Source organism: Brotonthovivens ammoniilytica, assembly GCF_025566885.1.
Taxonomy (GTDB): domain Bacteria; phylum Bacillota; class Clostridia; order Lachnospirales; family Lachnospiraceae; genus Brotonthovivens; species Brotonthovivens ammoniilytica.
This window is the reverse complement of the sequence record NZ_JAOQJQ010000006.1, coordinates 55858-82568: the sequence shown is the minus strand read 5'-3', so window position 1 is coordinate 82568 and position 26711 is coordinate 55858. Positions and strand designations below refer to the sequence as shown.

The window sequence follows — 26711 nt, the reverse complement described above, 5'->3', positions numbered from 1 at the left end:
TTTATAATTAGAAATATCCGAAAAGATTTAAAAATACGAAAAAGGAAGAACATTAGATGAGCAGAGTAAAAGATATGACCCAGGGAAAACCTCTGGGATTACTGATTACCCTTGCCGTTCCACTGATGATTGGAAACCTGGGACAGCAGCTGTATACCATTGTGGATGCAATCATTGTAGGGCGTGGTGTAGGGATTAAGGCGCTGGCTTCAGTAGGCGCGGCGGACTGGACATATTGGCTGATTTTGTGGGTAATTATGGCTATGACACAGGGATTTGCCACCCGGATTGCCCATCATTTCGGGGAGGGTAACCGGGAACGGCTTAAGAAATCCGTTACTATGTCAGTATTTTTGTGTGTAACAATCGGGGTGGTGCTGACGATAGCGGGAGAGCTTTTAATCCGGCCGATTTTAACTATTTTAAAAACTCCGGGTGATATTCTGCCGGGGGCAGTATCCTATCTTACGGTAATGTTTGCCGGTACTATGGTAATTATGGCATATAATATGGCGGCAGCAATACTTCGTGCTCTGGGGGATGGCAGAACACCTCTGCTTGCAGTTTTAATTGCCGGAGGTATTAACGTTGTACTGGATCTTTTATTTGTTATGGTATTTCACTGGGGAATTATAGGAGCCGCAGCAGCTACAGTTACGGCGCAGCTGCTTGCTTTTTTATACTGCCTGGCAGTGATTAAGCGGATAGAGATTATACAGATGAAGCGGGAAGACTGGAAGCTGGACCCGGCGTCTTTAAAAGAGCTGTGCAGCATGGGGCTGCCCCTGGCGCTGCAGCATGTAGTAATTGTCATTGGCGGGATGGTCTTACAGTCTGCCATTAATGTGCATGGCACGGTGTATGTGGCGGCGTTTACAGCATCCAATAAGCTACTGGGGCTTATGGAAAGCTCCGGTTTTTCTTTCGGTTATGCTGTTACCACTTATATGGCGCAGAACTTTGGGGCAGGTTTACATAAAAGAATTCGGAAAGGAATGAAAAGTGCCTTTCTGGCATCTATGGTCATTGCTGCCGGAGTGACAACGGTGATGCTGCTGTGGGGAAAATATATTCTCCGCATATTCATTGATTTTTCTGATAAGACGGCGCCTCAGGTTCTTGAGGTCTCTTACCGTTATTTAACAATGCTCAGTATCTTTTTATTTGCGCTGTATCTGCTGCATGTGTTTCGAAGCGCGGTACAGGGACTTGGCAATGCCGTAATACCGTTGATTTCCGGCGGAGTGGAATTTTTTATGCGTGTTGGAGCGGCCCTGTTTTTAACTGGATTCTGGGGAGTAACAGCCATTTTCTGGGCGGAGCCTCTGGCCTGGATTGGGGCTGCAGCAGTAGTAACGGCGGGGTGCCTGATGCGTATTCACCGGCTGCGGTAAGTCTTGCGGGCCTTTAGCTGCCGGGATATAGTTGAAAAAGCATATCATTAAAAAATAAGAAGTAAAAAAGGAGTTATTATATGCTGGGAAAGTGTCTTGAAAATGTAAGAATAGAAGCGCCGCTGATTCATAATATCACAAATTATGTAACGGTAAATGATGTAGCCAATATGATACTGGCCTGCGGTGCAAGTCCAATTATGGCGGATGCACAGGAGGAGGCAGAGGAGATAACCTCCATCTGCAATGGGTTAAATATTAATATCGGAACTTTAAATTCCAGGACGGTGCGGTCCATGCTGCTGGCAGGGAAGCGGGCTGCAGATCTTGGACATCCTGTTTTGCTGGATCCTGTGGGAGCCGGGGCCAGTACTATGCGGACAGATACAGCCATGAATCTGATACATGAAATTCCGTTTACGGTTATTCGGGGAAATGTTTCTGAGATTAAAACACTGGCGGGTGTGCATTCTTCCACCAGAGGCGTGGATGCAGATCTGAAAGATGCCGTATCGGAAGCAAATCTGGACCAGGCGGTTTTATTTGTAAAGGAAACTGCGGAAAAATTTAAGTGTATCATTGCGGTGACGGGAGCCATTGATCTTGTCAGTGACAGCAAGATTTGCTATGTTATCCGAAACGGCCGGCCGGAGATGGGCAGGATTACCGGGACCGGCTGTCAGCTTTCGGGATTAATGACAGCATTTTTGGCTGCCAATCCGGATTGCCGGCTGGAAGCCGCCGCCGCAGCCGTGTGTGCTATGGGTGTCGCCGGAGAAACCGGATGGAATTATATGCAGCCTCAGGATGGAAATGCTGCGTACCGGAACCGGATGATTGATGCAGTATACAATATGAATGCAGAAATGTTAGATAAGGGAGCAGATTATGAAGTGCGATAAAAAAGATTTGCTGCTGTATGCAGTAACAGACAGAAGCTGGCTGAAGGGGCAGAGTCTGTATCAGCAGGTAGAGGAAGCAATTAAGGGCGGGGCCACAATGATACAGCTAAGAGAGAAGGAGCTTAAGGAGGATCAGTTTTTTAAAGAGGCTGTTGAAATCCAGAAGCTGTGCCGCAGGTATCAAATTCCGTTTCTTATTAATGATAATGTGGAGCTGGCACAAAAGATACAGGCTGATGGCGTTCATGTAGGACAGAGCGATATGGAAGCGCTGGATGTGAGAAAAAAGCTGGGCGATACCGCTATTATCGGAGTTTCTGCCAGAACAGTAGAAGAAGCAGTCCGGGCTTTTTCCCATGGGGCTGATTATCTGGGGGTGGGAGCAGTATTTCCCACCGGAACCAAAACAGATGCAGAAGATGTGGATAAACAGACATTAAAAGAGATCTGCCAGGCAGTGGATATTCCGGTGGTGGCCATCGGAGGGATTGGAACAGATAATATATTAACACTGAAAGGAAGCGGAATCTGCGGTGTGGCCGTGGTCAGCGCTGTCTTTGGGGCTGCGGATATCAGATCTGCCACAGAAGAACTTCTGGCAAAAGTAAAACAGATTGCAGAATGATGTCCTGCAGATTAATAGAAGGAGTAAAACATGAAAACAGCATTAACAATTGCGGGCAGTGACTCAAGCGGCGGCGCAGGGATACAGGCTGATATTAAAACGATGATAACCAATGGCGTATATGCTATGAGTGCCATTACTGCTTTGACTGCCCAGAATACCACTGGGGTACAGTCTGTTATGGAAGTTACGGAAACGTTTATGGGAGAGCAGTTAGACAGCATATTTACAGATATCCGTCCGGATGCGGTGAAGATAGGTATGGTGTCCTCAAGTGCGCTGATTCACGTGATTGCGGACAAGCTGGAGGAGTACGGAGCTGAAAATATTGTTGTGGACCCGGTTATGGTGGCTACAAGCGGATCAAAGCTTATCAGTGATGAGGCAGTACTGACATTGAAGCAAAGACTTCTTCCCCTGGCGGCAGTTCTGACACCGAATATACCAGAAGCAAAAGTACTGTCCGGGATTGAGATTGAGACGGAAGAAGATATGGTAAAAGCCTCAGAGCTTATCAGTAATCAGTATGGCTGCGCCGTATTATGCAAAGGCGGGCATCAGCTGAATGATGCCAATGATCTGCTGTATGATAAGGGGAAGATACAGTGGTTTTACGGAAAAAGAATTAATAATCCCAATACTCACGGAACCGGATGTACACTGTCAAGTGCCATAGCTTCTAATCTGGCAAAAGGCAGCAGCCTGACAGAAGCGGTGATGCTGGCAAAGGAATACATATCAGGGGCCCTGAAAGATATGCTTGATCTGGGGCGGGGAAGCGGTCCTATGAATCATGCTTTTGGCATCTGTAAGGTTCTGGAAAATGGAGGGTTTCATGAGCAGCAATAAAAAAGGAACATCATTGTTTGCCAATGGACTGATCTGGTTTGGGGCCGGTGTGTCCATTGCGGAAATTCTTACGGGAACTTATCTTGCGCCCCTTGGATTTTCAAAGGGTGTTCAGGCAATTATTCTGGGGCATCTAATCGGATGCATTCTGTTGTTTTTGGCGGGAGTGATTGGTGGAAAACAACGAAAAAGCGCTATGGAAACAGTAAAAGTCAGCTTTGGAAAACGGGGCGGACTTTTGTTTTCCTTTTTAAATGTCCTGCAGCTGGTGGGATGGACAGCCATTATGATTTATGATGGAGCTCTGGCTGCGGACGGGATTTTCCATACCGGAAAATGGGTATGGTGTCTGGTAATCGGGGGCCTGATTGCTTTATGGATTTTGATTGGCGTTTCTAATCTTGGCAAAGTAAATCTCATAGCTATGACAGCTCTTTTTATTTTGACATTGATCTTATGCCGGATTATTTTTGCAGACACTTCTGTATCTTCACCCCTGGGAGAGGCTATGACCTTTGGGGCGGCTGTGGAATTGTCGGTGGCAATGCCGCTGTCCTGGCTGCCTGTGATCAGCGATTATATCAGAGAGGCAAAGCAGCCGGTGGCTGCTTCGGCAGTCAGCACGGTTGTGTACGGTATTGTCAGCTGCTGGATGTATATTATCGGCATGGGAATTGCGATTTTTACCGGTGAGTCCGATATTGCTTCTATTATGGTAAAAGCAGGACTGGGTGTGGCAGGACTTTTAATTATTATTTTTTCAACGGTAACTACTACGTTTCTGGATGCATTTTCTGCGGGAGTTTCTAGTGTGTCAATTTCCGGGAAAATTAATGAGAAATGGGCAGCCCTGGCGGCTGTTGTTGTGGGGACTGCCGGAGCCATGATATTTCCCATGGATGATATTACAGATTTTCTGTATTTGATCGGCTCGGTATTTGCTCCTATGGTGGCAGTTCAGATTGCAGATTTTTTTGTGCTAAAGCACAGGTGCGTCTTAAGAAATTTTGATATTGCAAATCTCATGGTCTGGGGACTTGGATTTTTGCTGTACCGATATCTGATGACCATTGATCTGCCTTTGGGAAATACATTGCCGGATATGGTAATCACAGCGTTGCTTTGTGTGGTGGTGGGGAAAATCAGGATGAGAAATCAGACGGTGAAAGAAAAAGAAATAGGAGACAGCTGATATGAAAGCGGTTGTATATACGAAAGAGGGAAAGGCAGAGCTTTGTGAACGAGAAAAACCATCCCTGTTAAAAGATACAGATGCTATCGTCAGAGTGACACTGACAACCATCTGCAGCAGCGATATTCATATACTGCATGGAGCTGTGCCCAAGGCCGCCCGGGGCGTCATACTAGGACATGAATTTGTAGGTGTTGTGGAACAGACCGGCCCGGCTGTAAAAGGGGTGGCGGCAGGAGACCGGGTAGCCGTGAATGTGGAATCCTTCTGCGGCTCATGTTTTTATTGTAATCATGGATTTGTAAACAATTGTGAGGATTCAGAAGGGGGCTGGATGCTTGGATGTAGGATTGACGGAGGCCAGGCGGAGTATGTGCGGATTCCTCATGCCAATCAGGGGTTAAACCGGATTCCGGAAGGGGTCTCTGATGAGGCAGCTTTGTTTACAGGAGATCTGCTTTCCACCGGATACTGGGCCGCAGGACTTGGAGAAATCAAAAAAGGGGATACTGTGCTGGTACTGGGAGCGGGACCGGCGGGACTGTGTACTATGATGGCTGCACAGCTGTATCAGCCAAAGCATGTAATTGCGGCTGATACGGATGAATTTCGTCTGAAGACAGCTTTTGAGAACGGGCTGGCGGATATTGTTGTAAATCCCAAGAAGGAAGATCTGGAGAAATTTGTAAAACAGACCAGTGCCGGCAGAGGGGCTGACTGCGTCATCGAAGCAGCCGGAGGCGAAAATACCTTTGAACTTGCCTGGAAAGCTGCAAGACCTAATGGAATTGTGGTGCTTGAGGCTATGTATGAAAAAAAACAGGTATTACCGCTGCCCCAAATGTACGGAAAAAATCTGATCTTTAAAACCGGCGGTGTAGATGCCTGCCGCTGCGATGAAATTCTAAGGCTTATTAAGGAGGGAAAATTAAATGCAGAATGTCTGATTACCCATCGTTTCCCCTTTTCAAAAATAAAAGAGGCTTACCGTATATTTGAGCAGAAGCAGGATCATATCATTAAATGTGCAATTTATTTTGAGGGATTGCAGACGCCTGTATCAGAGATCTCAGGAAAGGATATAAAATTGTGGAGTTGATTTATATAATTGAAGATGAGGCGTCAATCCGTATGGAGCTTGTACAGCTGTTAACACATTCCGGATACAGGACAGCGGCGGCAGAAAGCTTTGATGATATAGCAGGGGATGTTCTGAGAGCTTCTCCTGATCTTATTTTGCTGGATGTAAATCTGCCGGGAGCAAATGGAACGTTTTTGTGCAGGCAGATCAGAGAAAAAGCGGATATCCCCATTATATTTGTCACCGGAAGAAGTACATCTATGGATGAGCTGGAAGGCATGATGGCGGGAGCAGATGATTATGTGGCAAAGCCTTATCATGCGCCGGTTCTGCTGGCAAGAATTGCGGCGGTGTTAAAACGCTCCGGGAAGCGGAAGTCGGTGGATGTCAAAAATCAGCTGGTATGCGGCGGAGTATGCTTAAATATTCTGAACAGTACAGTTTCTTTTGGCGAAAAACGGTCAGAGCTTACAAAAAATGAATTTCGTATCTGTTATTATTTATTCAGCCACAGCGGCCAGATTGTACCCAGAGCAGATCTCATTGAGGATCTGTGGGAAAATCAGATTTTTATAGATGACAATACGTTAAGCGTGAATGTGACCAGGATCCGGGCAAAGCTTCAGGAAATCGGGGCGGGGGAACTAATCAAAACCAGGAGAGGACAGGGATATATTGTATGACCGTTTTGGCCTATTTGAAGGACAAAAAAATGATACTGCTGTTTCAGGCAGCCTGTATGGCAGGCTGCTTTGCTTTTTTTTATCTGCTGGGGCTTGAAAAGAACCAGAGCATTCTGTTTTTAATTGCCTGGTGCTGTGTGCTTGCAGTATGGATGGCTGTGGATTATATCCGGCGGAAAACATACTGGAATCAGGTGTCAGGTCTGCTGGAAGAGCTGGAGAAACCCTATCTGCTTTCAGAGCTGATGCCGAAATCCTTCCGGCTTGAGGACCGCCTGTATCATCAGATTCTGAGGAAATCAAATAAATCAGTGATTGACGCTGTTCATGAACTGGAAAACAGCCAGAAAGAATATAAAGATTTTATAGAGAACTGGATTCATGAGGTGAAAGTTCCCTTAACTTCTATGTATCTGATCTGCGGCACAAAAAAAGACGAAGAGATGAAAAAAATCAAAGTCTGCCTGGAGCAGTTGGAAAATGATGTGGAAAAGGCGCTGTTTTACGCAAGATCAGATACTGTCAGCCAGGATTATATGATACGGGAAATTGATCTTTACCAGACGGCTGTTAAAGTTATACAGCGGGGAAGCTCCTGGCTGATTCAAAACCATGCGCAGATTGATGTGGAACAGGTAACAGATACTGTGTATTCAGATGATAAATGGGTTGGATTTATTTTAAATCAGCTGCTGATCAATGCGGTAAAATACAAAAAGGATGACGGCTGTCAGATTCGTTTATATACGCAGAGGCAAAAGAATGAGACGGTGTTATCTGTATGGGATCAGGGAATGGGAATCAAAGACAGTGAAATCCACCGTATTTTTGATAAAGGCTTTACCGGCAGTCATGGAAGGATGCAGGCAGCCGCTACCGGGATTGGCCTATATCTGTGCAGGAAACTCTGCCGCAGGCTGGGGATCGGCATATCGGCAGAATCAAAAGAAGGAGAGTACACATGTATTTCTCTACATTTTCCCGATGGCAGCAGTCATTTTGGCGAATAGGAAATCTTTCAAATCTGTAAGATTCATGAAAGGTGATCAGATACCAGTGGTATGAAAAACGGGGTATGATAAGATCAGTTCAGAAAAACGGAATTTGAAAGAAAGGAAAGATATTATATGGGTGAATTTATTCGTGTAGATGACGTTGAAAAATATTATGGAAAAGGAAAGAATGTGACAAAGGCCGTAGACCGGATTTCCATGGAGATTCAAAAAGGAGAGTTTACCGGGATTATGGGGGCGTCCGGTTCCGGCAAGACAACTCTTTTAAATCTTATGGCAACTGTGGATCAGGTGACTTCCGGGCATATATATTATGGGGAAACGGATATTACAGGCCTGAACGAAGATGAATTAGCTGAGTTCAGAAAGAAAAATCTTGGATTTGTATTTCAGGATTTTAACCTGTTAGATACACTGACCATGAAAGAGAATGTGGAGCTTGCCATGTCTCTTTGCAGTCATTCCAAAAGGGAAATTGAAACTCGTTCCGGAGAAATGCTGAAACGTCTTGGAATCAGCCAGATTGCAGACAAATTTCCATACGAAGTTTCCGGAGGACAAAAACAGCGCTGTGCCTGTGCCAGAGCTTTGATTAACCGGCCCAAAATTGTATTTGCGGATGAGCCTACCGGGGCTTTGGACTCTAAGTCTGCCAGAATGCTTCTGGAAACGTTTTCGGAGATGAATACGCAGATGGGGGCAACAATCCTGATGGTAACCCACGATGCTTTTTCGGCAAGTTACTGTGAAAGAATTTTATTTTTAAAAGACGGACAGATTTTCCATGAACTGATAAAGGGAGGGCGTACAAGAAAAGAGTTTTTAAACCAGATTCTGGATGTACTTTCGCTGACAGGAGGTGATCTGGATGCTGAGTAAACTTGCCAGAAGGAACGCAAAACGTTCTATGCGGGATTACCTTGTGTATCTGCTGACCATGGTACTGATTACAGCGCTGATGTTTGCTTTTAATTCCATGATTTTTTCAAAGTCAGTGTGGGCTTTGTGTCAGGAAGCCGGGATTATGGCGATTATGCTTGGGGTTGTAACCTTTTTTATTGTATTGATTGTGATCTGGCTGGTACATTACATGGTGAGATTTATGGCTCAGAGGCGGAGCAGAGAATTTGCCACCTATCTGCTGCTGGGATTTCGGAAAAAACAGATTGCAAATCTCTTCCTGCGGGAAAATATGCAGATAGGAGCAGCAGCATTTGTAATCGGGCTTTTGCCCGGATTTTTTCTGCAGCAGGTGGTAACAACACTGATTTACGCCATTGTAGCCAGAGAATATACACTGCATGTGGAATGGAATGTATTTACCCTGCTTTTGACTGCCGGTATTTATGCACTTTCCTATGTGCTGGCTCTGTTTCGCAACAGGCGCCGTTTTAAAAAGATGAATATCCGGGAAATGATGTATATGGACCGTCAGAATGAGGAACTGAAAACGGGAAACAAAAGTAAAAAGCAGTGGATGTTTTTTGCAGGTGCCGTTTATATTGCGGCTTTTATCTGGATGATTTACCAGGGGAAGATAACGGTTGAAAATGTGTTTGGGCTGCTGGCTGGTCTTGTGGCGGCAATTTATATTCTTTATATAGGTCTGTCAGCCTTTTTAATTGGTTATATTAAGCGTGGGGGGCGGGGGATTTACCGTCACGGAAACTTGTTTGTGCTGCGCCAGATGGCTTCCAAAGTGAAAACTATGCGTTTTACACTGGGAACTTTAACGATTTTATTTACGGTAGTATTGGTGGGCTGTTCCTGTGCCATGATGCTCAATGAGTATCAGAATACACAGGCGCAGGAAAAGTGGCCTTTTGATGTTGCCGTTTACAGCGGGAATACGGAGTATGATTTTACAGAAGAAAAGAAACTGATAGAAAGCCAGGGAAATGCCGCAGATTTGTATGCATACCAGATTTATGAAAACGGAAGCAATCAGATGAATCTTTTGTTTTTAGATCAGGTAAAAGGGGCTTATGCATCCGGATATTTTCAGTATGATACTTATATGAAGCTGTCAGATTACAACAAACTCAGGCAGATGCTTTTATATCAGCCGGTTACCCTATCGGAAGATCAGTATCTGATTCATACAAAAAGCCGGATCAAAGATACTGTGGAGAATATCAGCAGACAGCCGTTGAAGATCAAGGAGGGCACCTTAAGCTGTCAGGGAGTGCATACAGAGCCTTTTGAGCAGAACGGACACAACGGGGCGGACTATCTGCTGGTTGTCAGTGATGAGACCGCTGAAAAAATGACGCCCTATTATAATCTGCTGATGGCTCAGATAAAAGGAGAAGTACCGGATACTCTTCAGAATGACCTGTTAAAGCTCCAGGGCTTTGAGACCGGCATGGATGTGGAGTATACCTATGAAGACCGGGGAAGCGGAACGGATATGATTTATTCAGACGACAGCCCTGTCTATGTCAAAGAGACCAGCACACAGAATATGCGTTTTTTACTGTCGGCAATTATTTTTCCACTGTTTTATATCGGACTGGTATTTATTTGTGTGGCTATGACTATTCTGGCTGTACAGCAGATCAGTGACTCCGATAAGTACCGGTTTCGGTATCAGGTATTAAAAAATCTTGGATTGCGGAAAGATGAGATTAACAAAATTATATTAAAACAGCTGATGCTCTATTATCTGGTGCCTTTTGGTGCGGCTGTGTTAATCAGTGCAGGAATTGTAGTATTTATCAGCAGACAATTTGTGTTTTACTCCGGGATTGCAACGGCGTCCGCTTCCTTTTTTGGCTGGTCTCTGCTCTTTTTTGGAATAATTTATCTGATTTATTTTGCCGTGACCTATGAAGAATTTAAGCGAAATGCGTCAGGAGCTTGACAGATTTGAAAGATAAAGGTAGGATAATCTTACAAACGTAAGATTATGGAGGATCCTATGAAAAAGATAAGAAGAAAAAGAGGGGGAACATTAAAATTTAAAATTTCACTGGGGCTTTTGGCGGCAGCAGGCATCTGTGTTATCCCGGTTCTGGTTTTCTGGTTTCAGATGCCGGGAATATCAAAGAAGCCGGAAGAGATATTGAAGAATTATTTTGCGGCGGTGGAAAGCCGGGATTTTGAGAAGCTGTATCAGATGATCAGCCAGGACAGTCAGGGTAAAATTTCAAAGGAAGATTTTATCACCAGAAATCAGAACATTTATGAAGGGATTGAGGCCGGAAATTTTGATGTTCAGGTGAAGAATGAGGAGAAAACCGGCGGAGATTTTTTGCTGGACTGTCGAGTATCCATGGACAGTGTGGCCGGACAGATTTCCTTTGACAAAACCTTTGAACTGGTAAAAGAAAAAAGAGATTACAGGCTGGAATGGAGTGATGATGTGATCTTTCCGGAACTGACCAGTACGGATAAGGTCCGGGTCAGCAAGATGAAAGCAAAGCGGGGAACTATTTATGACCGGAACCAGATGGTGCTGGCAGAAGACGGAACCGCTTGGAATGTGGGGTTTGTTCCCGGAAAGATGGGCGATCATAAAGAGGAAGCAGTGAAAAAACTGGCGGGGCTTTTAGATATTTCCGAAGAGGTGATTGAGAAAAAACTGTCTGCCAAATGGGTGACAGACGATTCCTTTGTTCCAGTAAAAGCCATTGAAAAAGTAACAGCTGTGGAAGCAGAAGCGCCTGATATAGATGAAAAGACAAAGGAACTGGTGAAATTAAAAGAGGACCTGCTGGCGATACCGGGAGTAATGATTTCAGATACGGATATGCGGGTGTATCCCTATAAAGAAGCCGCTGCCCATGTTACCGGGTATGTACAGACGGTAACGGCGGAAGATCTTAAGGAGCATCAGAAAGAGGGGTATACCGACGGCAGTGTTATCGGTAAAAGCGGTCTTGAAGTTCTATACGAAGACCGGCTTAGAGGTGAGAACGGATATCAGGTTCAGATTGTTTCAGAAGACGGTCAGGAGGAAGAAATTATAGCTTCAAAGCCGAAAACAGATGGAGAAGATATCACCGTTACCATTGACGCCGCACTTCAGAAGAAAATTTATGAAGAATATGCCTCTGATAAAAGCTGCAGTGTGGTGATGAATCCAAAAAACGGAGAAGTGCTGGCGCTTGTAAGTACGCCTTCCTATGACGCCAATCTGTTTGTGCGTGGGATGACACAACAGGAATGGAGTGCACTGAATGAAAATGAGAAGAAACCTCTCCAGAACCGTTTCCGGGCGGTATGGTGTCCGGGCTCTTCCTTTAAGCCGGTAACGGCGGCAATTGGACTGACAACGGGAACGCTTCTGGCAGATGAGAGTCTTGGAAAGGACGGCTTAAGCTGGCAGAAGGATGACAGCTGGGGAAGTTATAAGGTGACAACACTGCATGAGGCTGCAGACGGAAAGCTTCGGGAAGCACTGATTTCCTCAGACAATATTTATTTTGCAAAAGCGGCTTTAAAAATCGGAGAAGATACATTTTTAAAAGAGCTGCCGAAACTGGGATTTTGTGAACAGCTGGCGTTCCCTATTCAGATGAGTCAGTCGCAGTTTTCCAATGGAGATACTTTTGAGACAGAGATCCAGCTGGCAGACAGTGGTTACGGCCAGGGACAGATGCTTGTTAATCCGCTGCATCTGGCAGATATTTATTCTGCATTTGTCAATGATGGAAACATGATAAAGCCAAAACTTCTGCTTACAAAGGAAAATAAGCCGGAATATTGGAAAGAACAGGTATTTTCAGAGGAGGCAGTAAAGGAAATATGTGATGATCTGGTGCAGGTCATCGAAAGCTCTCACGGGACCGGGCGGGGATGTAAAATAGACGGGATGAAACTTGCCGGGAAGACGGGAACAGCGGAAATTAAGGCTTCAAAGGATGATACTACAGGAACAGAACTGGGCTGGTTTGTGGTGTTTACCCCAGATGCCTCAGAGGAGGATTCCTTCTGCCTTGTTACTATGACCGAAGATGTGAAAAACAGAGGCGGAAGCGGATATGTAGTTGATAAAACCAAAAAGATACTTCAGAAGTAAAAAGAAATTTATTAGAAAAAAGAAGCATAAAAATAAAATACAAAAGAAGATGTGTCTGGCGCTGTCAGGTTTCATCTTTTGCAGATTGAAGAGCATTTTTGCGGGATTCAGGATCTTTAGAGATCAGAATCTTTTGCAGAGATGCTTTTTTGCTCTATAGGAAATACTGTGTTGTGATAAAGCTGAAAAGTACCGATTCCTATAGAGTAAAAAAACGCTCCGCTGTGGATGGCACTGCGGCAGAATGGAGTCATGTCGCAAAAGCGACCTTTTTTATGTTTGAGAAGTAAACATTGATATTTAAGAATATAACAATTAGGAGAGTTTTATTTGAAAGTAGAAATAGATATCAATGCGAATATTGCATAAATAAGCATGGAAAAAGATGAATAAAAATAAACAAAACAGAACAAAAATGTGTTATTTTGGTAAGTAATAAAATATAAAACAAGACAAAACAATATAAAACAAGGTAATGAATGGAAAAGTAAAACATGTTTAAGTGGACAAAAGAAAGTATTGAGTGGTATCAGAGAGCTGCTTTTTATACACAGTATCATGTGAATTTAAGAAAGACTCTGCTGCCGTTTTTTTCACAGAATGAAACTGTCTGTGATATTGGATGCGGACTTGGGTATCTTGACCTTGAACTGGCGCCTTTTGTAAAGGCGATTACTGCAGTTGACAGAGAAAAGAAAGTTACAGATTTGTTGTCTGCAAAGGTATCAGAGCGTAAATTGACTAATTTAACTGTCAGATGCGCTGACTGGAGCGTTCTTACGGATGAATGCTGTGACACTTTGCTGATGTGCGCATTTGGAAATGTGCATACATATCTGGAAAAATATCTTGGGATCTGCAAAAAGCGCATTATTATAATTCGGAAATCACCAAAAGAGATTGATGGAGGCTTTTCCTCTGTATATAACAGAAAGCGGGTTATGGAACAGGATGTGGAGTTTGTAAAACAGTGCGGTCTGAACACACAGCTGAAATTTTTTGATATGGAATTTGGACAGCCTCTGACAAGCAGGTGGGAAGCAGAGCGTTTTGTTCTTCATTATAGTTTAAAGCCGGATCATATAACCATGTCCCAGTATTTAAAGACACATTTAAAGGAGCTGCCCGGTGGGAAATATCCGTATTATCTTCCAAATAAGAAGGAGATGTATATGTTTACGATTGAAAAGGAATCAGCCCGATGAAGAAAAAAAAGATATTTATTTTGATGGTGATAATCTTAATAATACTTTTTTTTGCTTCATTTTTTATAGGAAGATATCCCATTAAACCCTCTCAATTGTTTGGAATTTTAGGATCAAAGATATTTCCTATAGAACCCTTCTGGGCTGCAAATATGGAAAATACCGTATTCAATGTTCGTATTCCAAGGATTATTTTAGCCTGTCTGGTAGGATGCAGTCTGTCTGTGGCCGGCGCGTCTTACCAGGGGATTTTCCAAAATCCAATGGCGGCACCGGATATTCTGGGGGCGTCATCAGGAGCAGCTTTTGGGGCTGCCCTTGCTATTGTATTAAATCTTCCTTCTGCAATGACTACAGTTAGTGCATTTGTGTTTAGTATAGGAACAGTACTTTTAGTAACATTTATCAGTAAACATGCGGGGGGCAGTAAAATACTGGGCCTGGTTCTGGCCGGAATTATGGTCAGTTCTTTGTTTTCTGCGGGAACTTCTTTTCTAAAATTGATTGCGGATCCCAATAACCAGCTGCCGGAGATTACATACTGGCTGATGGGAAGTCTGGCGGGGGCCAAAATGAAAGATGTTTTATTTGCGGCAGTACCCATGGCAGTGGGACTGGTTCCGCTGGTTTTGTTCCGTTGGAGGATTAATGTAGTGACCATGGGGGACGATGAGGCTAGAAGTATTGGCGTTAATGCTCAGAAGATTCGGTTTTGGGTAATTATTGCGTCTACACTTATTACTGCCGCCAGCGTATCAGTCAGCGGAATGATCGGGTGGGTCGGTCTGGTAATTCCTCATCTTTCCAGAAAAGTGATAGGAAATAATTATGTTCATTTGATTCCGGCAACAATGCTGATAGGGGCAGGATTTATGCTTTTGGTTGATAATGTTTCCAGAAATCTGCTGGCAACAGAGATACCCCTTGGAATTTTAACAGCAGTTATTGGAACACCTTTCTTTATTTATCTGATCACAAGAAAGGAGGATCTGATGTGAGTGTCCGGGTTATAGATTTAAGTTTTTCTTATGGCAGCAGAGAGATCCTGCACAATATATCCTTTCAGATAAAGAAAAGGAATCTGGTCTGTCTGCTGGGGCCTAACGGAGTAGGGAAAAGCACTCTTTTTCGCAATATTCTTGGTATTCTTTCAGGATACAAAGGAACCATACTGGTGAATGAACAAAACACTGAGGGGCTTAGTATTGAGCAGATGGCAAAGCTGATTGCCTATATTCCCCAGTCTCATGAAACGACATTCAATTTTTCTGTGTTTGATATGGTGCTGATGGGAACCACTTCCCAGACGTCTCTGATATCTATCCCCGGGAAAAAACAAAGGGAACTGGTAGAGGCGGCGCTGGAACGGCTTGGAATTGGACATTTGAAAAATCGAGGTTTTGCGCAGATAAGCGGTGGAGAGAGACAGCTTACGTTAATTGCCAGGGCGCTGGTACAGCAGACGAAGGTTCTGATTATGGATGAGCCAACGGCAAATCTTGATTACGGGAATCAAATCCGGGTGCTGGAGCAGGTAAAAAGTCTGACAGAGGATGGTTATACCATTATACAGGCTACCCATCAGCCGGATCAGGCATTTTTATTTGCAGACGAAGTACTGGCCTTAAAAGATGGAAAAATACTGGCACAGGGGTCTCCAAAGGAAATTATAACTACAGATTTTATAAATACATTGTATGACGTAACCGTAGATGTGCAGAGCCTTTATGACGATCAGATGCGCGTCTGCGTACCGGTTACGGCATTAAGAAAAAGATAGTATGAAACAATAAGAGGAAAATGAAAAAGATAGGACAAAAAATGGGTGGAATAAAAAAAGGATGGAAAAAAACAGCCGGGGTGCTGCTGGCAGCAGCCCTGTTAATTAGTACCCTGGGGGGCTGTGCAGGGGGCTCGGATATAAATAATAACAAAGAGACAGCAAAGACCCGCATATTTACGGATTCTCTGGGCAGAGAAGTGGAAGTGCCAGAAGAAATCACAAGTGTAGTTTCATCGGGCAATCTGGCACAGATTATGCTTTTTGCGGCTGCACCGGATTCTTTGATGGGAATTTCGGGTTCCTGGTCTGATGATGCAGAAGAATACATTGACCGAAAGTATCTTGAATTGCCGGATGTAGGAGCTTTGTTTGTAGGACATGATTTGAATTATGAGGAAATTACCAAGTTGAATCCTCAGATTATTATAGACGTAGGTGAAGTGAAGGATTCTCTAAAAGAAGACCTGGACGAGATTACAGATAAAACAGGGATACCTGCTGTACATATCAGTGTGTCCATTGAATCCATGGGTGATGCTTTCCGAACCCTGGGAGATCTGCTGAATCAGGAAGAGCAGGGAGAAAAGCTTGCAGAGTACTGTGAAGAGGCATATCAGCTGACAGAGGATACTATGAAAATCGTTACCGAGAACGGAGAGAAAAAATCTCTTTTGTACTGTACCGGTGAAAATGGACTAAATGTAATTGCAAAAAATTCTTATCAGTCGCAGATTATTGATCTGGTGTCAGACAATCTGGCAGTGTTAAAAAATCCATCGGCCAAGGGAACAGGAAATGAGGTTGATATGGAGATGCTTATGAACTGGGACCCGGAGATTATTATATTTGCACCGGATGGATATTATGAGTATGTAAAAGAGGATACCGTCTGGCATTCCCTGAAGGCGGTAAATGCAGATACCTATTATGAAGTTCCCAATGGTCCTTATAACTGGATGGGTTCTCCGCCATCCAGCAACCGGGTGTTGGGAATGTTGTGGATGACGAAGCTGCTGTATCCAAAGGAGGCAGATTTTGATTTAAAAGAGAAGGTTAAGGAATATTATAAGCTGTTTTACCATTGTGAGCTTACAGATGAGCAGTATCAGCATCTGACAGAACGGTCAATTCTAAAATCAGAATGATACCTATTGCTGACGGGAGGCTTAAAAAACGATGAAAGCAAAGATGAAAATGAAAAGGGCGGTCTGGTGTCTGCTGGGAATTTTATCTGCCGGAATATTTGGGATTACAGGTATTCCTGCTCTGCATTCAGAAGCGGCAGGAAGCAGCACAGTAAGTATAACGGTAGGTTACTGGGGCGGTAAGGAGTATACAAAAAAAATAGTGTCAATGGATGAGCTGGAAGCAAACTGCGGAACAAATCAGGTTATATATACATGGATTGATAATCTGCCCGCTGCAGGGACAACAGAGGCAGAAGGAGTCTATCTGCGGGATGTCATGGATTATGCGGGAATTGATATGAGCTCGGTGTTATATTACAACTTTTATACAACAGATGCCGGAAGCTATGACGGGGCGTGGGAGCAGTGGAGTAATGACCAGCTTTTTGGAACCCGATATAGTTTTGCATCCTGTTTTCAGCAGGCAGTAGATGACTATCTGGCTGACCCGGAGGATTACAGAGCAAATCCGGAAGCGCATTATAAAGTTTCCGATTTTATTCAGGATTCAGATAAACGCGGGGAAGTAGAGTATCTGCAGGAAGCATGGGACAACCGGGAAAGTGTGGAACCAATGCTTATGCTTAAGGGGCATTCTATGCGCTGGAACGGTGATGGAATTGCATCTTATCTGGACTTTACAGAAATGAAATCAGAGGAACGGCCGTGTTTGATGTTTGGGCAGAAAAGCAGAACAGATACAGGGCGCAGTAAAATGGCAAAATTAGTAGAGAAGATTCACATCTGGTTTGACGGATATCCCACAATCACCAGCAATTCCGCGGATCTGGAGGGAGAAATCGGAAGCAAACAACAGGTAACGGCTACTGTCCAGAGCCCGGATGAGTTCCTAAGCCAGGAAATCGCTAAAGACTTAGAATGGGTATCCAGTGATAAAGATGTTGCGGTAGTTGATGCAGATGGCAATGTCACAATTGTAGGAGAAGGAACAGCTAAAATATCTGCGAAATATAACGGAAAGGCATATTTTTCTGTGGGAGTCAGCGGAACCGGCAACGGAACTGAAGACGGAGACGGAAGCGGAACCGGAGATGGAAGTGGAGACGGAGACGGAAGCGGAACCGGAGATGGAAGTGGAGACGGAGACGGAAGCGGAACCGGGGATGGAAGTGGAGACGGAGACGGAAGCGGAACCGGGGATGGAAGTGAAGCCGGAGATGGAAGCGGAACCGGAGACGGAAGTGAAGCCGGAGATGGAAGTGAGACCGGAGACGGAAGTGAGGCCGGAGACGGAAGTGAGACCGGAGATGGAAGTACAGATGAAGATCTTAATCATAATGAAAATAATGAGGATAGCGGGACAGATTCAGAAACGGATACAGAAATAAAAGATCAACAGGTACAGGGAGACAATGCTGATAATTCGGATAAATCTTCCCTGCAGAAAAAAGATCAGATTACCTATGACATACAGAAAAAAGACAGCCGTCTGGCGTTAGAATCTTTTAAACAGGTCAGAGGTCAGCTGGCGAAAGCAGAGGATGCCTCTTTGGGAGATGAGCCTGCAGGGCAGGCAGCATCTGTTTCAGAACAGGCAGCAGGAGGAAGCAGTGCTGAAAAAGGACATGGGAGTAATCGTGTGAAAGTGTATGAGATGTCTGAAGAGGTCCGGCAGCTTCCAATGATAGAAGAGGCAAATTCTATGACAGCAGGAATCGGAGTGGCAGCTGTATTGCTGTTTGGAATCGGAGCGGTGTCTGAGGGAATCTGGTTTAGCGGCCAGAAGAAGGACGGAAAAATAAAGAAGGATTGAGTTGAAAAGAGGTAGTGGAAATGAATTTGTCAAGTTTGACACAAGCGATGCGGACTATCTGTGGATCTTTGCAGGTTCCCGTAATTATTATTTTGTTTATTATAGGGGCGGTAACGCTGATTATTTTGGGAAGTCTGATTGTGGAAGTAATAATAGAGCGGAGACATTTAAAGGTATGGATGCCCAAACTGGTAGATGAACTTCGGGCCGGAGAAGTTTTGCCGGAAGAGAGCATACGCAGAAGCGGGCTGCTAAAGCGCCAGAAAATTGCTCTGATCGAGCTTACAGATCATAAGGAGCTTACAGAGAACATGAGGGAAGCGCTGGCAGTAAGACTGCTCCAGGAGAATAAATCAAGATACGATACAATCCTGAAAATTTCAGAATTAATTGTAAGGCTTGGACCGGTATTTGGACTGCTGGGAACCTTGATTCCTTTAGGGCCGGGAATCATCGCTCTGGGTCAGGGGGATACCTATACACTGTCTCAATCACTGATGACAGCTTTTGATACAACGGTTATGGGGCTTGGGTGTGCCGCGATTGCAACAGTTATTACTACCATCCGCAAAAAATGGTATGCAAATGATATATCAATACTGGAAACATTGATGGAATGTGTTCTGGAGGTGGAGAAAAAGTATGCTTAGAAGATTCGGAAGCGGGAATTTAGAGGACGATACTTTTGGAGGGGAAGAAGTAAATCCTATGTCCGGAATATCAAACCTGGCTGATGCAATGCTTGTGCTGGCAGTGGGAATTATGCTGGCTCTTGTTATTAACTGGAATATTGATGTGGGAAGCAGCTCCGTTACGGAAATTGACAAAAGCCAGATGTCTGAACTTGAGGATTATGATGCGATCTCAGATGATGATCTGTCAGAGATAACCGGGGATAAAGGACTGCAGGAAAAGGGCTCTGTTTATGTAGATCCGGATACAGGGAAAATGTACGTGGTTGTGAATGAAAAATAATAGGATATGTTGTTATGGAAAAAGAAGATTATAAGAAATTAAATCTGCGCAACGGGATAGATCATAGTGTGGCATCAGATACCAGCTGTGAAAAACATCCGGAAGGAAAAAAGAGAAACATCCGGCGTTGGATTGTATTGCTTGCAGTGGCGGCTGTTATTATTATCGGACTTCGGATTACAGTGGGCCCAACTATTTTGTGGGCAGACATCTCAGCATATGCCGATGATAAGATTCTGATTACCGGGCTTACGGATGAAGACTTTTATGTGACACCGGAAGAATTGTCACATCTGGAACTGGAGAAGGTGACTGCTGTAGGAAAAAGCCAGAAAGCGGGAACTGTTAAAGGAGTAGGGCCGACACTGGATACGTTTTTAGCCCAGTACGGAAAAACAAGGGAAGATTTTAAACAGATAAAATTCTATGCTGATGATGATTATACAACCGCACTTGTTAAAACATTGGAAGAGAAAGAGATTGTATTCTCGATTGCCAATGGGCGGGAGTCTCTAGAGAAGGGACAGCAGCCTCTTCGAATTGTAATTCCGGAGGAAGATTCCGGGAAATGGATTCGAATGGTTACAAAGATAGAATTTACAGTGAAATAACTGTTTATTCATACAGGTGCAGGGAATCTCTGCAGGGCCTGAAGATAAAAAGGAAAAGGGAGGAGAAACATGTTAAAAAGAAACATGAGGCGTTTGCTGGTGTTTGCACTGACCGGGTCCATGGTATTTGGAAGTGTCGGGACATTGAACGCTCAGGAAATGGTTCGGGATGACGCCGCTGTATTATCTGAAAACAACGCAAATTCTGCTGACAAAGAGACCAAGAAAAGTCAGAATGATGTGTCGAAGGAACAGACAACAGATAATCAGACGGAAGAAAGTCAGAATACATCTGACCAGAAGACGGAAAATCAGAAGCAGACTACAGATGCAGCCAATGAGAAAACTGCGGAAAGGAATCAGCAGTCAAAAACCCAGAAGATATCCAATGATGCACAGGGAGATCTGGAAGATACGTCTGTTACCGGCGGGGATACAATTTCCAAAGACGGAATCTATGAGATTAAAGAAGGAGCATCCGGTATTCTGACCGTTGCGGCAAAGAATGTAACACTGGTTGGACTTGGAGGAACTGCAGAAAAAGCATTTCATGATTTAACAATTAAATGTACTTCAGAAGGAACAAAACTGACCTTGCAGGATGTAGCCTTAGTGGGAGCTGCAACCGGTGAGAATACCATAGATTTCACCGGAGCAGATAATTTTCTCTATTTAAAGGGAACGAATTTAATAGAGAAAGATACCAACGCTACCGGATATGCAATGATTCATGTAGGACCTGATGCAGCACTTACAATAGATGACGCTTCCGGTGACAGCACAGTTGGAACCTTATATTTTTATAAAAATGAGCAGGGCTCAGGAATCGGGGGTAACCAGCAGGAAGTAAATGGAAAGATTACCATAGCCGGCGGTAAAATTTTCGGGAAAGGAAGCAAACAGGGCGCTGTAATCGGAACCGGAGCAAGGACAGCGGGAAATACTCCGGGAGATATCCGGATTACCGGAGGTGAAATAAATCTGATAGCAAATGCCAGAGGAGCTCTTATTGGCGGAAGTGCAGGGAGTGCCGGCGGCACAGCGGGAGGAAAGGTCTATGTCAGCGGCGGAACCCTTACTTTGAATGTAGATTTTTCGGGAGCTGCTATCGGCGGAGGCGGATTTGATGCTGGGAATGATGCCGGAGGCGGAGAGCTGATCTTAAGCGGCGGCTCTATCCGGACCTTTATTGATCAAAATGCCGTAGAGGCAAATTTGTGGCCGGGAGTTGCAACTGCAGGAGTCAATGATTCGGCAATTACAGCTAAAAAGGTAAATGCTGATGGTGAAGATATGCAGCTGTTTGTTTTAGATACAGCAGATATAAGCGCAGATTCCTATACAGTTAAAATTGACGGAAAAACTTACTATCAGGGTGGTCTTCATCGCTACGGCTATGTAAATGAAGATAAAGAGAAAAATGACCAGATACCAATTACTACAACTCAGTCTAACTGGAAGGCCATAGAAGATAAAAGTCTTTATCTGTATATGACAAAAGAAAATCATGTAGTAAATGTAAATGGCAAAAATTATTCTTATACCTGGAATGAAGAAAAAGGCATTTTTGAACAGTGTAACGTAGGTTCTATTGTTACTGGAAAAGGAAAGATTTCCGTATCTTCTCAGAATGCTAAAAAAGGTGATGAAATTACAGTATCAGCATCACCGGCAGAAGGATACTATCTTGCGCAGGTTCGTTTAAATTATGAGACTGCTGATGGCAGGGAGGTTTATCAGGTTCTAAAGAAGAGCGACGGTTCTTATAAATTTACAATGCCTACTGACGGTTCTGTTAGTGTTGCAGCGGACTGCATTTCCGTAAAATGGGATGGAACTATTGATTTAACATGGTATGATCCAAATAAATCAGTATATGAATTACAGTATGGGGCACAGCTGGCCGGTGCAGCTGCATTAAACAACGGTTTATTTAATAATTTCCCCATGACAACAAATACAGATGGAAATCTGATCCCAAATACAGATGAAAATAATCACCCGGCAGGATACAGTGAATCTGGTTACAATGTATTTAAAGCTGATGATAAAGAATCTGCATCTACAGTAGTAGTTGGTGATGCAGAATACCTGGAGGCATATTGTTCCACTGGTTCTACCGGCGGAAATAATCAGGCAACAACCAATGATTACTGGTACGGCCCCGAAAATTTCTTTGAAAAGGAAATCAAACTGACGGCGGATCTTGATATGGGAGGCTCATATACAGGAAGCAAAAATTCACGGGAGAACTGGAGCGGACCGCTGTATATGCCTGTCAGCGGACAGTACAGTATGATTCCAAGCAATGGATATACAAAGTTGAGCGCGTCATTCCTTGGCAGCTTTGACGGGCAGGGACATATGGTTTATAACATTTACTGCAATCGCCGGGGAGATACTTTCGGTGATAACCAGTCGATAGCTTTGATCGGACGGCTGGGACTTCATGATAATGAGGCAGATATGTATGACGGCGAAGTCAAGGCAAATGTCAAAAATGTAGCGGTAGACGGATATATTTATGGCAATCGTTCCATTGGGGGTATCGTAGGAAAAAGCGGAAGAGGCGGAGAAGTTCTGATACAGAACTGTATTAACTTTGCTATGGTAGAAAATACTGATTCCAAAGGTGTTGGCGGTATTGCAGGTGCCGGATGGAATGATCTTACTATAAAAGACTGTGTAAATTTTGGTTATATTTATACTACTTATAAAAATGCCGGCGGTATTTCCGGAAGCTGTGAGGCAGATGTTTATAACTGCTATAACTTTGGTTATGTGGGCAGTACAAAAGCAGAACAGGCTCAGGCATTAGGAACAAATAACGGAGGAGCTCTGTTTGATAACTGTTATTGGCTGACCGGTTCTAGTGCAGCGGTTAATTCACCGGCTATATATAGTCCTTCAGCTGACAGCACCTTTTTTGAGATAAGTTCTCCGGATGAATACAAGACAGCAGAATTTTTGAAGAAGCTTTCCGGAAGCGGACGCGGCTGGGTGCTTAGTACGGAAAGTAATCTGATTTCAGACCATCTAAAAGAAACATTAAAAAATGTGTCTTCTTTATCAGTGGATCTGAAGTCGTATAATGCACTGGGCCTTGCTGTTCCAAGAGCATTTACCGCAGATCATGCTGTTGTAAAAAATGTTACAATGACAGGATTCCCGGAAACAAAGTATGTCAGCGGACAGTTATTTAATGCTGGTGATATGAAGATCTGGGCAAATTATAATGACGGAACAAAAGAAGAAATTACAGATTATACAATTACTTATGAAAAAGGACAGGATGTTCTTACTACAGAAGATACAACTGTTACTATATCCGGCGAATATGAAGGAAAAGCATTTTACTATGATTTTGCTGTTACCGTTGAGAAAAGTGCTGTGGAAAAAATCCAGATTACAAAACAGCCGGTGAATACTTTTTATGCAATTGGAGAGACATTCGATCCGGAAGGCATGGTTGTAAAAGCAACATACAGCAACGGAATTACATCTGAAATTACAGACTATACAATTTCTAAAGGCGGTATTTTGTCTGCATCTGACCAGGAGGTTGAAATTTCCTATACATATGAGGGAAAAACGGTGACAGATTCAGTTGCAGTTACTGTTGCCGGAAGTGAAAAACCTGATATAGAAACGGATACCGCTACAGGTGAGCAGACTGTAGTCATTAAGACCGCGGATGATCTGCGCTGGTTTTCAAATCAGGTTTCCATTGAGAATACAGACCTGAATGCAAGACTGGAAAGTAATATTAAGATGGAAGAATCTGAGCCATGGTATGCGGTTGGAACAAGCGCCAGCGTGTCAACAGCAAAAGTATACCAGGGAACCTTTGATGGAAATGGAAAAACAATTACATTTGCAGTTGTAATAAAAGGAAGCGGAGCGCTCTTTGGAAGTCTTGGAAGCAGTGCTGTTGTAAAAGATGTAACTGTAGACAGTACAGCAGAATTTCTTTCGGTTTCCGGCATTGCGGGAAATTCGGAAGGCTCTATTATGAACTGTGTAAATAAATGTACCATCCAGGCAGGGAACAGCCGGGGAGGCATTGCAGGAACACTGCGTGGAAATGCTGTAGTCAGCGGATGCAGAAATGAAGGTGAAATTCTTATCGGCTCATCAACATCTGTAAATTCGGTAGGAGGTATTGCAGGACAGGTAAGTGAGAATGCAATGATAACAGGATGTGTGAACACAGCACCGGTTAATGCAGGATATAATGTAGGTGGAATCGCCGGATATGTATCTGGAACAAATCAGATACTTTACTGTGGAAATGAAGGTGCCGTAACAGCGGCAAGAGCAGCAAGCTCATCAAGCTCATATGCAGCCGGAGGCGTAATCGGACGTATAAGTTCAGCTGTGGTAATTGATAATTGCTACAATCATGGAACGGTAACCGGTAAATTAGCAAGAATGGGCGGCATTGCCGGGGATGCAGGAACCAATACAAGTACTAAAATAACCAACTGTTATAATACAGGGGATGTTGCCTGCAAGGAGAGTACATATGCTGTCAAGATCGGCGGCATTGCGGGAAATACCGGTAAATATGCAGTTGAAAACTGCTATAATTCGGGTAATATTTCAACTGAAAGCACAAATGCCAGTGCCAATACCGGTGCAATCACAGGTAATTCCTCAGCAATAGATCTATTTAAAAACAACTATGCGCTGGAAGGCTCTGCAGATGAATTAATCGGCGGTAAAACCCCGCAGGCAGAAGAAGCAGTCTTTAAAACGGAAGCAGAAATTGCAGCTCTTGGTGATGCTCTGGGCGCGGCATATAAGATTATGAACAGTGTTCCCCGCCTTGTATGGGAAGAACAGAATGCAGATGCCGTGATAGCTGCAATCACAGCAATTGGAACGGTAACTTTGGACAGTAAAGAACAGATTGTATCAGCAAGAGCAGCTTATAATCAGCTGGATGCGAAGGAACAGGCTAAAGTAACAAACTACAATGTATTATGTGCGGCTGAGGAAAAGCTTGCAGATTATGAAGCGGCAGATTATACAGATGGTTTAATTGATGCCATTGGCGAAGTACTGGCTTCTAGCGGAAGCAAGATCAGTGCTGCAAGAAATTCTTATGATTCTTTAACAAGTGTACAAAAAGATCTTGTAAAAAATTACAGTATACTGGAAGCTGCGGAAAAAGCATACGGCAAATTTGCAGTTCAGGAAACAGAAAAACTGATTGATGCTATCGGAAAGGTAACATTAAAGAGCCGTTATGCAATTCAGGATGCGCGGGAAAGCTTTGATGCATTAACAGAGGAGCAGCAGAAGGAAGTTAAAAATATCAATACGTTAATTTCAGCAGAACGTGAATATGATCTTCTGGCAGCAAAAGAGACGGTTCAGTTAATTGATGCAATTGGCAATCAGATTTCCCTTGAGAGTGAAGCGGCCATAGAAGCAGCCCGCAACAGCTATGATGCCTTGACAGATAAACAGAAGGAGGAAGTCAGCAATGTTGATCTGCTTTTGGCAGCAGAGATCACATACGGTGAGCTTGCAGTTGCACACACAATAGAACTGATTGATGTTATCGGTACAGTAACGGCAGACAGCAAAGAGGCAATTGACGCAGCACGTGAATCCTACAATAAATTATCTCCTGAGAATCGGGAAAAAGTTACAAACAGCACAACACTGGCAATTGCTATCGCAGCGTACGGAAAGATTTTTGCACCTGACTATGTAATAAAAATGATAGATGAAATCGGTGAGGTGAAAGCAGACAGTAAAGAGGCCATTGAGACGGCCAGAGCAGCATTTGAAAAGCTGAGCGATGAATTAAAACAGAATGTAACAAATATAAGCGTTTTAATTGCAGCCGAGAAAGCTTATGCAGAAATGGAAAGCAATGCAGCAGCAGTTGATACATTAATTAAAGCGATTGGCGATGTAACTGCGGACAGCAAAAAAGCCATTAAGGCAGCAAGAGCAGCATATGACAAACTTGGAGAAGAAGAGAAGAAACTGGTAAATTCTATTTCTGATCTTGAAGCAGCCGAGAAGGCATATGCACAGATGGAGAGCAATGCGGCAGCAGCAGATAAGTTAATCAATGCTATCGGAACCGTAACTCTTGACAGTAAAGAAGCTATAGAGGCAGCCAAAGCGGCATATGATAAGTTGTCTGAAGAGGAGAAAAAACTGGTAACTGCATATGAAACATTGAAAGAAGCAGAAAGCAGTTATGCAGAGCTGCTGGCACCGGTCCAGAATGTAGAAAGTCTGATCGAAGCCATTGGAACGATAACAGCAGACAGCAAAGAAGCCATAGAGGCAGCCAGAGCAGCATATGATGCCTTGTCAGAGCAGGAAAAAGGAAAGGTAAGCAACCTTTCAAAACTGGAAGAAGCAGAGGCAGCTTACGCACAGATGGAG

At 43.8% G+C, this 26711-nt stretch carries 20 protein-coding genes; all 20 read left to right on the top strand.

Features of this window, described 5'->3' with window-relative positions; genetic code table 11:
* Nucleotides 1-56 precede the first annotated feature (56 nt).
* On the top strand, nucleotides 57-1394 hold the full coding sequence (locus OCV88_RS13375) for an MATE family efflux transporter (RefSeq protein ID WP_262591324.1): 1338 nt from the start codon (nucleotides 57-59) through the stop codon (nucleotides 1392-1394).
* Between the two features lie 80 nt (nucleotides 1395-1474).
* Complete coding sequence (gene thiM / locus OCV88_RS13370) at nucleotides 1475-2296, top strand: hydroxyethylthiazole kinase (RefSeq protein WP_158425945.1); 822 nt, start codon at nucleotides 1475-1477, stop codon at nucleotides 2294-2296.
* Nucleotides 2283-2921: a thiamine phosphate synthase gene (gene thiE, locus OCV88_RS13365; RefSeq protein ID WP_158425944.1), complete on the top strand. Its 639-nt coding sequence runs from the start codon at nucleotides 2283-2285 to the stop codon at nucleotides 2919-2921. Before thiM ends, thiE begins: the two co-directional genes overlap by 14 nt.
* 30 nt (nucleotides 2922-2951) lie before the next feature.
* Complete coding sequence (gene thiD, locus OCV88_RS13360) at nucleotides 2952-3770, top strand: bifunctional hydroxymethylpyrimidine kinase/phosphomethylpyrimidine kinase (RefSeq protein ID WP_158425943.1); 819 nt, start codon at nucleotides 2952-2954, stop codon at nucleotides 3768-3770.
* Nucleotides 3745-4962 (top strand): putative hydroxymethylpyrimidine transporter CytX, encoded by a 1218-nt coding sequence (gene cytX / locus OCV88_RS13355; RefSeq protein WP_334307985.1) that lies wholly within the window; start codon nucleotides 3745-3747, stop codon nucleotides 4960-4962. Before thiD ends, cytX begins: the two co-directional genes overlap by 26 nt.
* Before the next feature lies 1 nt (nucleotide 4963).
* Nucleotides 4964-6061, top strand: coding sequence for an alcohol dehydrogenase (locus OCV88_RS13350; RefSeq protein WP_158425941.1), 1098 nt, complete (start codon nucleotides 4964-4966; stop codon nucleotides 6059-6061).
* Entirely contained in the window at nucleotides 6052-6726 is a 675-nt protein-coding gene (locus OCV88_RS13345; protein ID WP_158425940.1) for a response regulator transcription factor, read from the top strand. Before OCV88_RS13350 ends, OCV88_RS13345 begins: the two co-directional genes overlap by 10 nt.
* A 29-nt stretch (nucleotides 6727-6755) precedes the next feature.
* A complete protein-coding gene (locus tag OCV88_RS13340; protein WP_262591320.1) occupies nucleotides 6756-7736 on the top strand; it encodes a sensor histidine kinase in 981 nt (326 codons plus the stop codon).
* 117 nt (nucleotides 7737-7853) lie between these two features.
* Nucleotides 7854-8618: an ABC transporter ATP-binding protein gene (locus tag OCV88_RS13335; protein ID WP_158425938.1), complete on the top strand. Its 765-nt coding sequence runs from the start codon at nucleotides 7854-7856 to the stop codon at nucleotides 8616-8618.
* Nucleotides 8608-10602, top strand: a complete 1995-nt coding sequence (locus OCV88_RS13330; protein ID WP_158425937.1) for an ABC transporter permease — start codon at nucleotides 8608-8610, stop codon at nucleotides 10600-10602. Before OCV88_RS13335 ends, OCV88_RS13330 begins: the two co-directional genes overlap by 11 nt.
* Nucleotides 10603-10659: 57 nt before the next feature.
* A complete protein-coding gene (locus tag OCV88_RS13325; protein ID WP_158425936.1) occupies nucleotides 10660-12762 on the top strand; it encodes a penicillin-binding transpeptidase domain-containing protein in 2103 nt (700 codons plus the stop codon).
* 494 nt (nucleotides 12763-13256) lie between these two features.
* Nucleotides 13257-13967, top strand: coding sequence for a class I SAM-dependent methyltransferase (locus tag OCV88_RS13320; protein WP_158425935.1), 711 nt, complete (start codon nucleotides 13257-13259; stop codon nucleotides 13965-13967).
* The gene (locus OCV88_RS13315) at nucleotides 13964-14965 is read left to right on the top strand and encodes a FecCD family ABC transporter permease (protein WP_158425934.1); all 1002 of its coding nucleotides are present in this window, start codon (nucleotides 13964-13966) and stop codon (nucleotides 14963-14965) included. The genes OCV88_RS13320 and OCV88_RS13315 overlap by 4 nt, the downstream gene beginning before the upstream one ends.
* Complete coding sequence (locus tag OCV88_RS13310) at nucleotides 14962-15747, top strand: ABC transporter ATP-binding protein (protein ID WP_158425933.1); 786 nt, start codon at nucleotides 14962-14964, stop codon at nucleotides 15745-15747. Before OCV88_RS13315 ends, OCV88_RS13310 begins: the two co-directional genes overlap by 4 nt.
* 20 nt (nucleotides 15748-15767) lie before the next feature.
* A complete protein-coding gene (locus OCV88_RS13305; protein WP_262591319.1) occupies nucleotides 15768-16895 on the top strand; it encodes an ABC transporter substrate-binding protein in 1128 nt (375 codons plus the stop codon).
* A 31-nt stretch (nucleotides 16896-16926) separates the two neighbouring features.
* A complete protein-coding gene (locus OCV88_RS13300) occupies nucleotides 16927-18711 on the top strand; it encodes an Ig-like domain-containing protein (protein WP_158425932.1) in 1785 nt (594 codons plus the stop codon).
* 20 nt (nucleotides 18712-18731) lie between these two features.
* Complete coding sequence (locus tag OCV88_RS13295) at nucleotides 18732-19361, top strand: MotA/TolQ/ExbB proton channel family protein (RefSeq protein WP_158425931.1); 630 nt, start codon at nucleotides 18732-18734, stop codon at nucleotides 19359-19361.
* A complete protein-coding gene (locus tag OCV88_RS13290) occupies nucleotides 19354-19686 on the top strand; it encodes a DUF2149 domain-containing protein (RefSeq protein WP_158425930.1) in 333 nt (110 codons plus the stop codon). Before OCV88_RS13295 ends, OCV88_RS13290 begins: the two co-directional genes overlap by 8 nt.
* A gap of 14 nt (nucleotides 19687-19700) precedes the next feature.
* Nucleotides 19701-20297 (top strand): molybdopterin-binding protein, encoded by a 597-nt coding sequence (locus OCV88_RS13285; RefSeq protein ID WP_158425929.1) that lies wholly within the window; start codon nucleotides 19701-19703, stop codon nucleotides 20295-20297.
* Nucleotides 20298-20366: 69 nt separating this feature from the next.
* On the top strand, nucleotides 20367-26711 hold a 6345-nt coding region (locus OCV88_RS13280), incomplete at its 3' end, for a bacterial Ig-like domain-containing protein (RefSeq protein WP_158426011.1).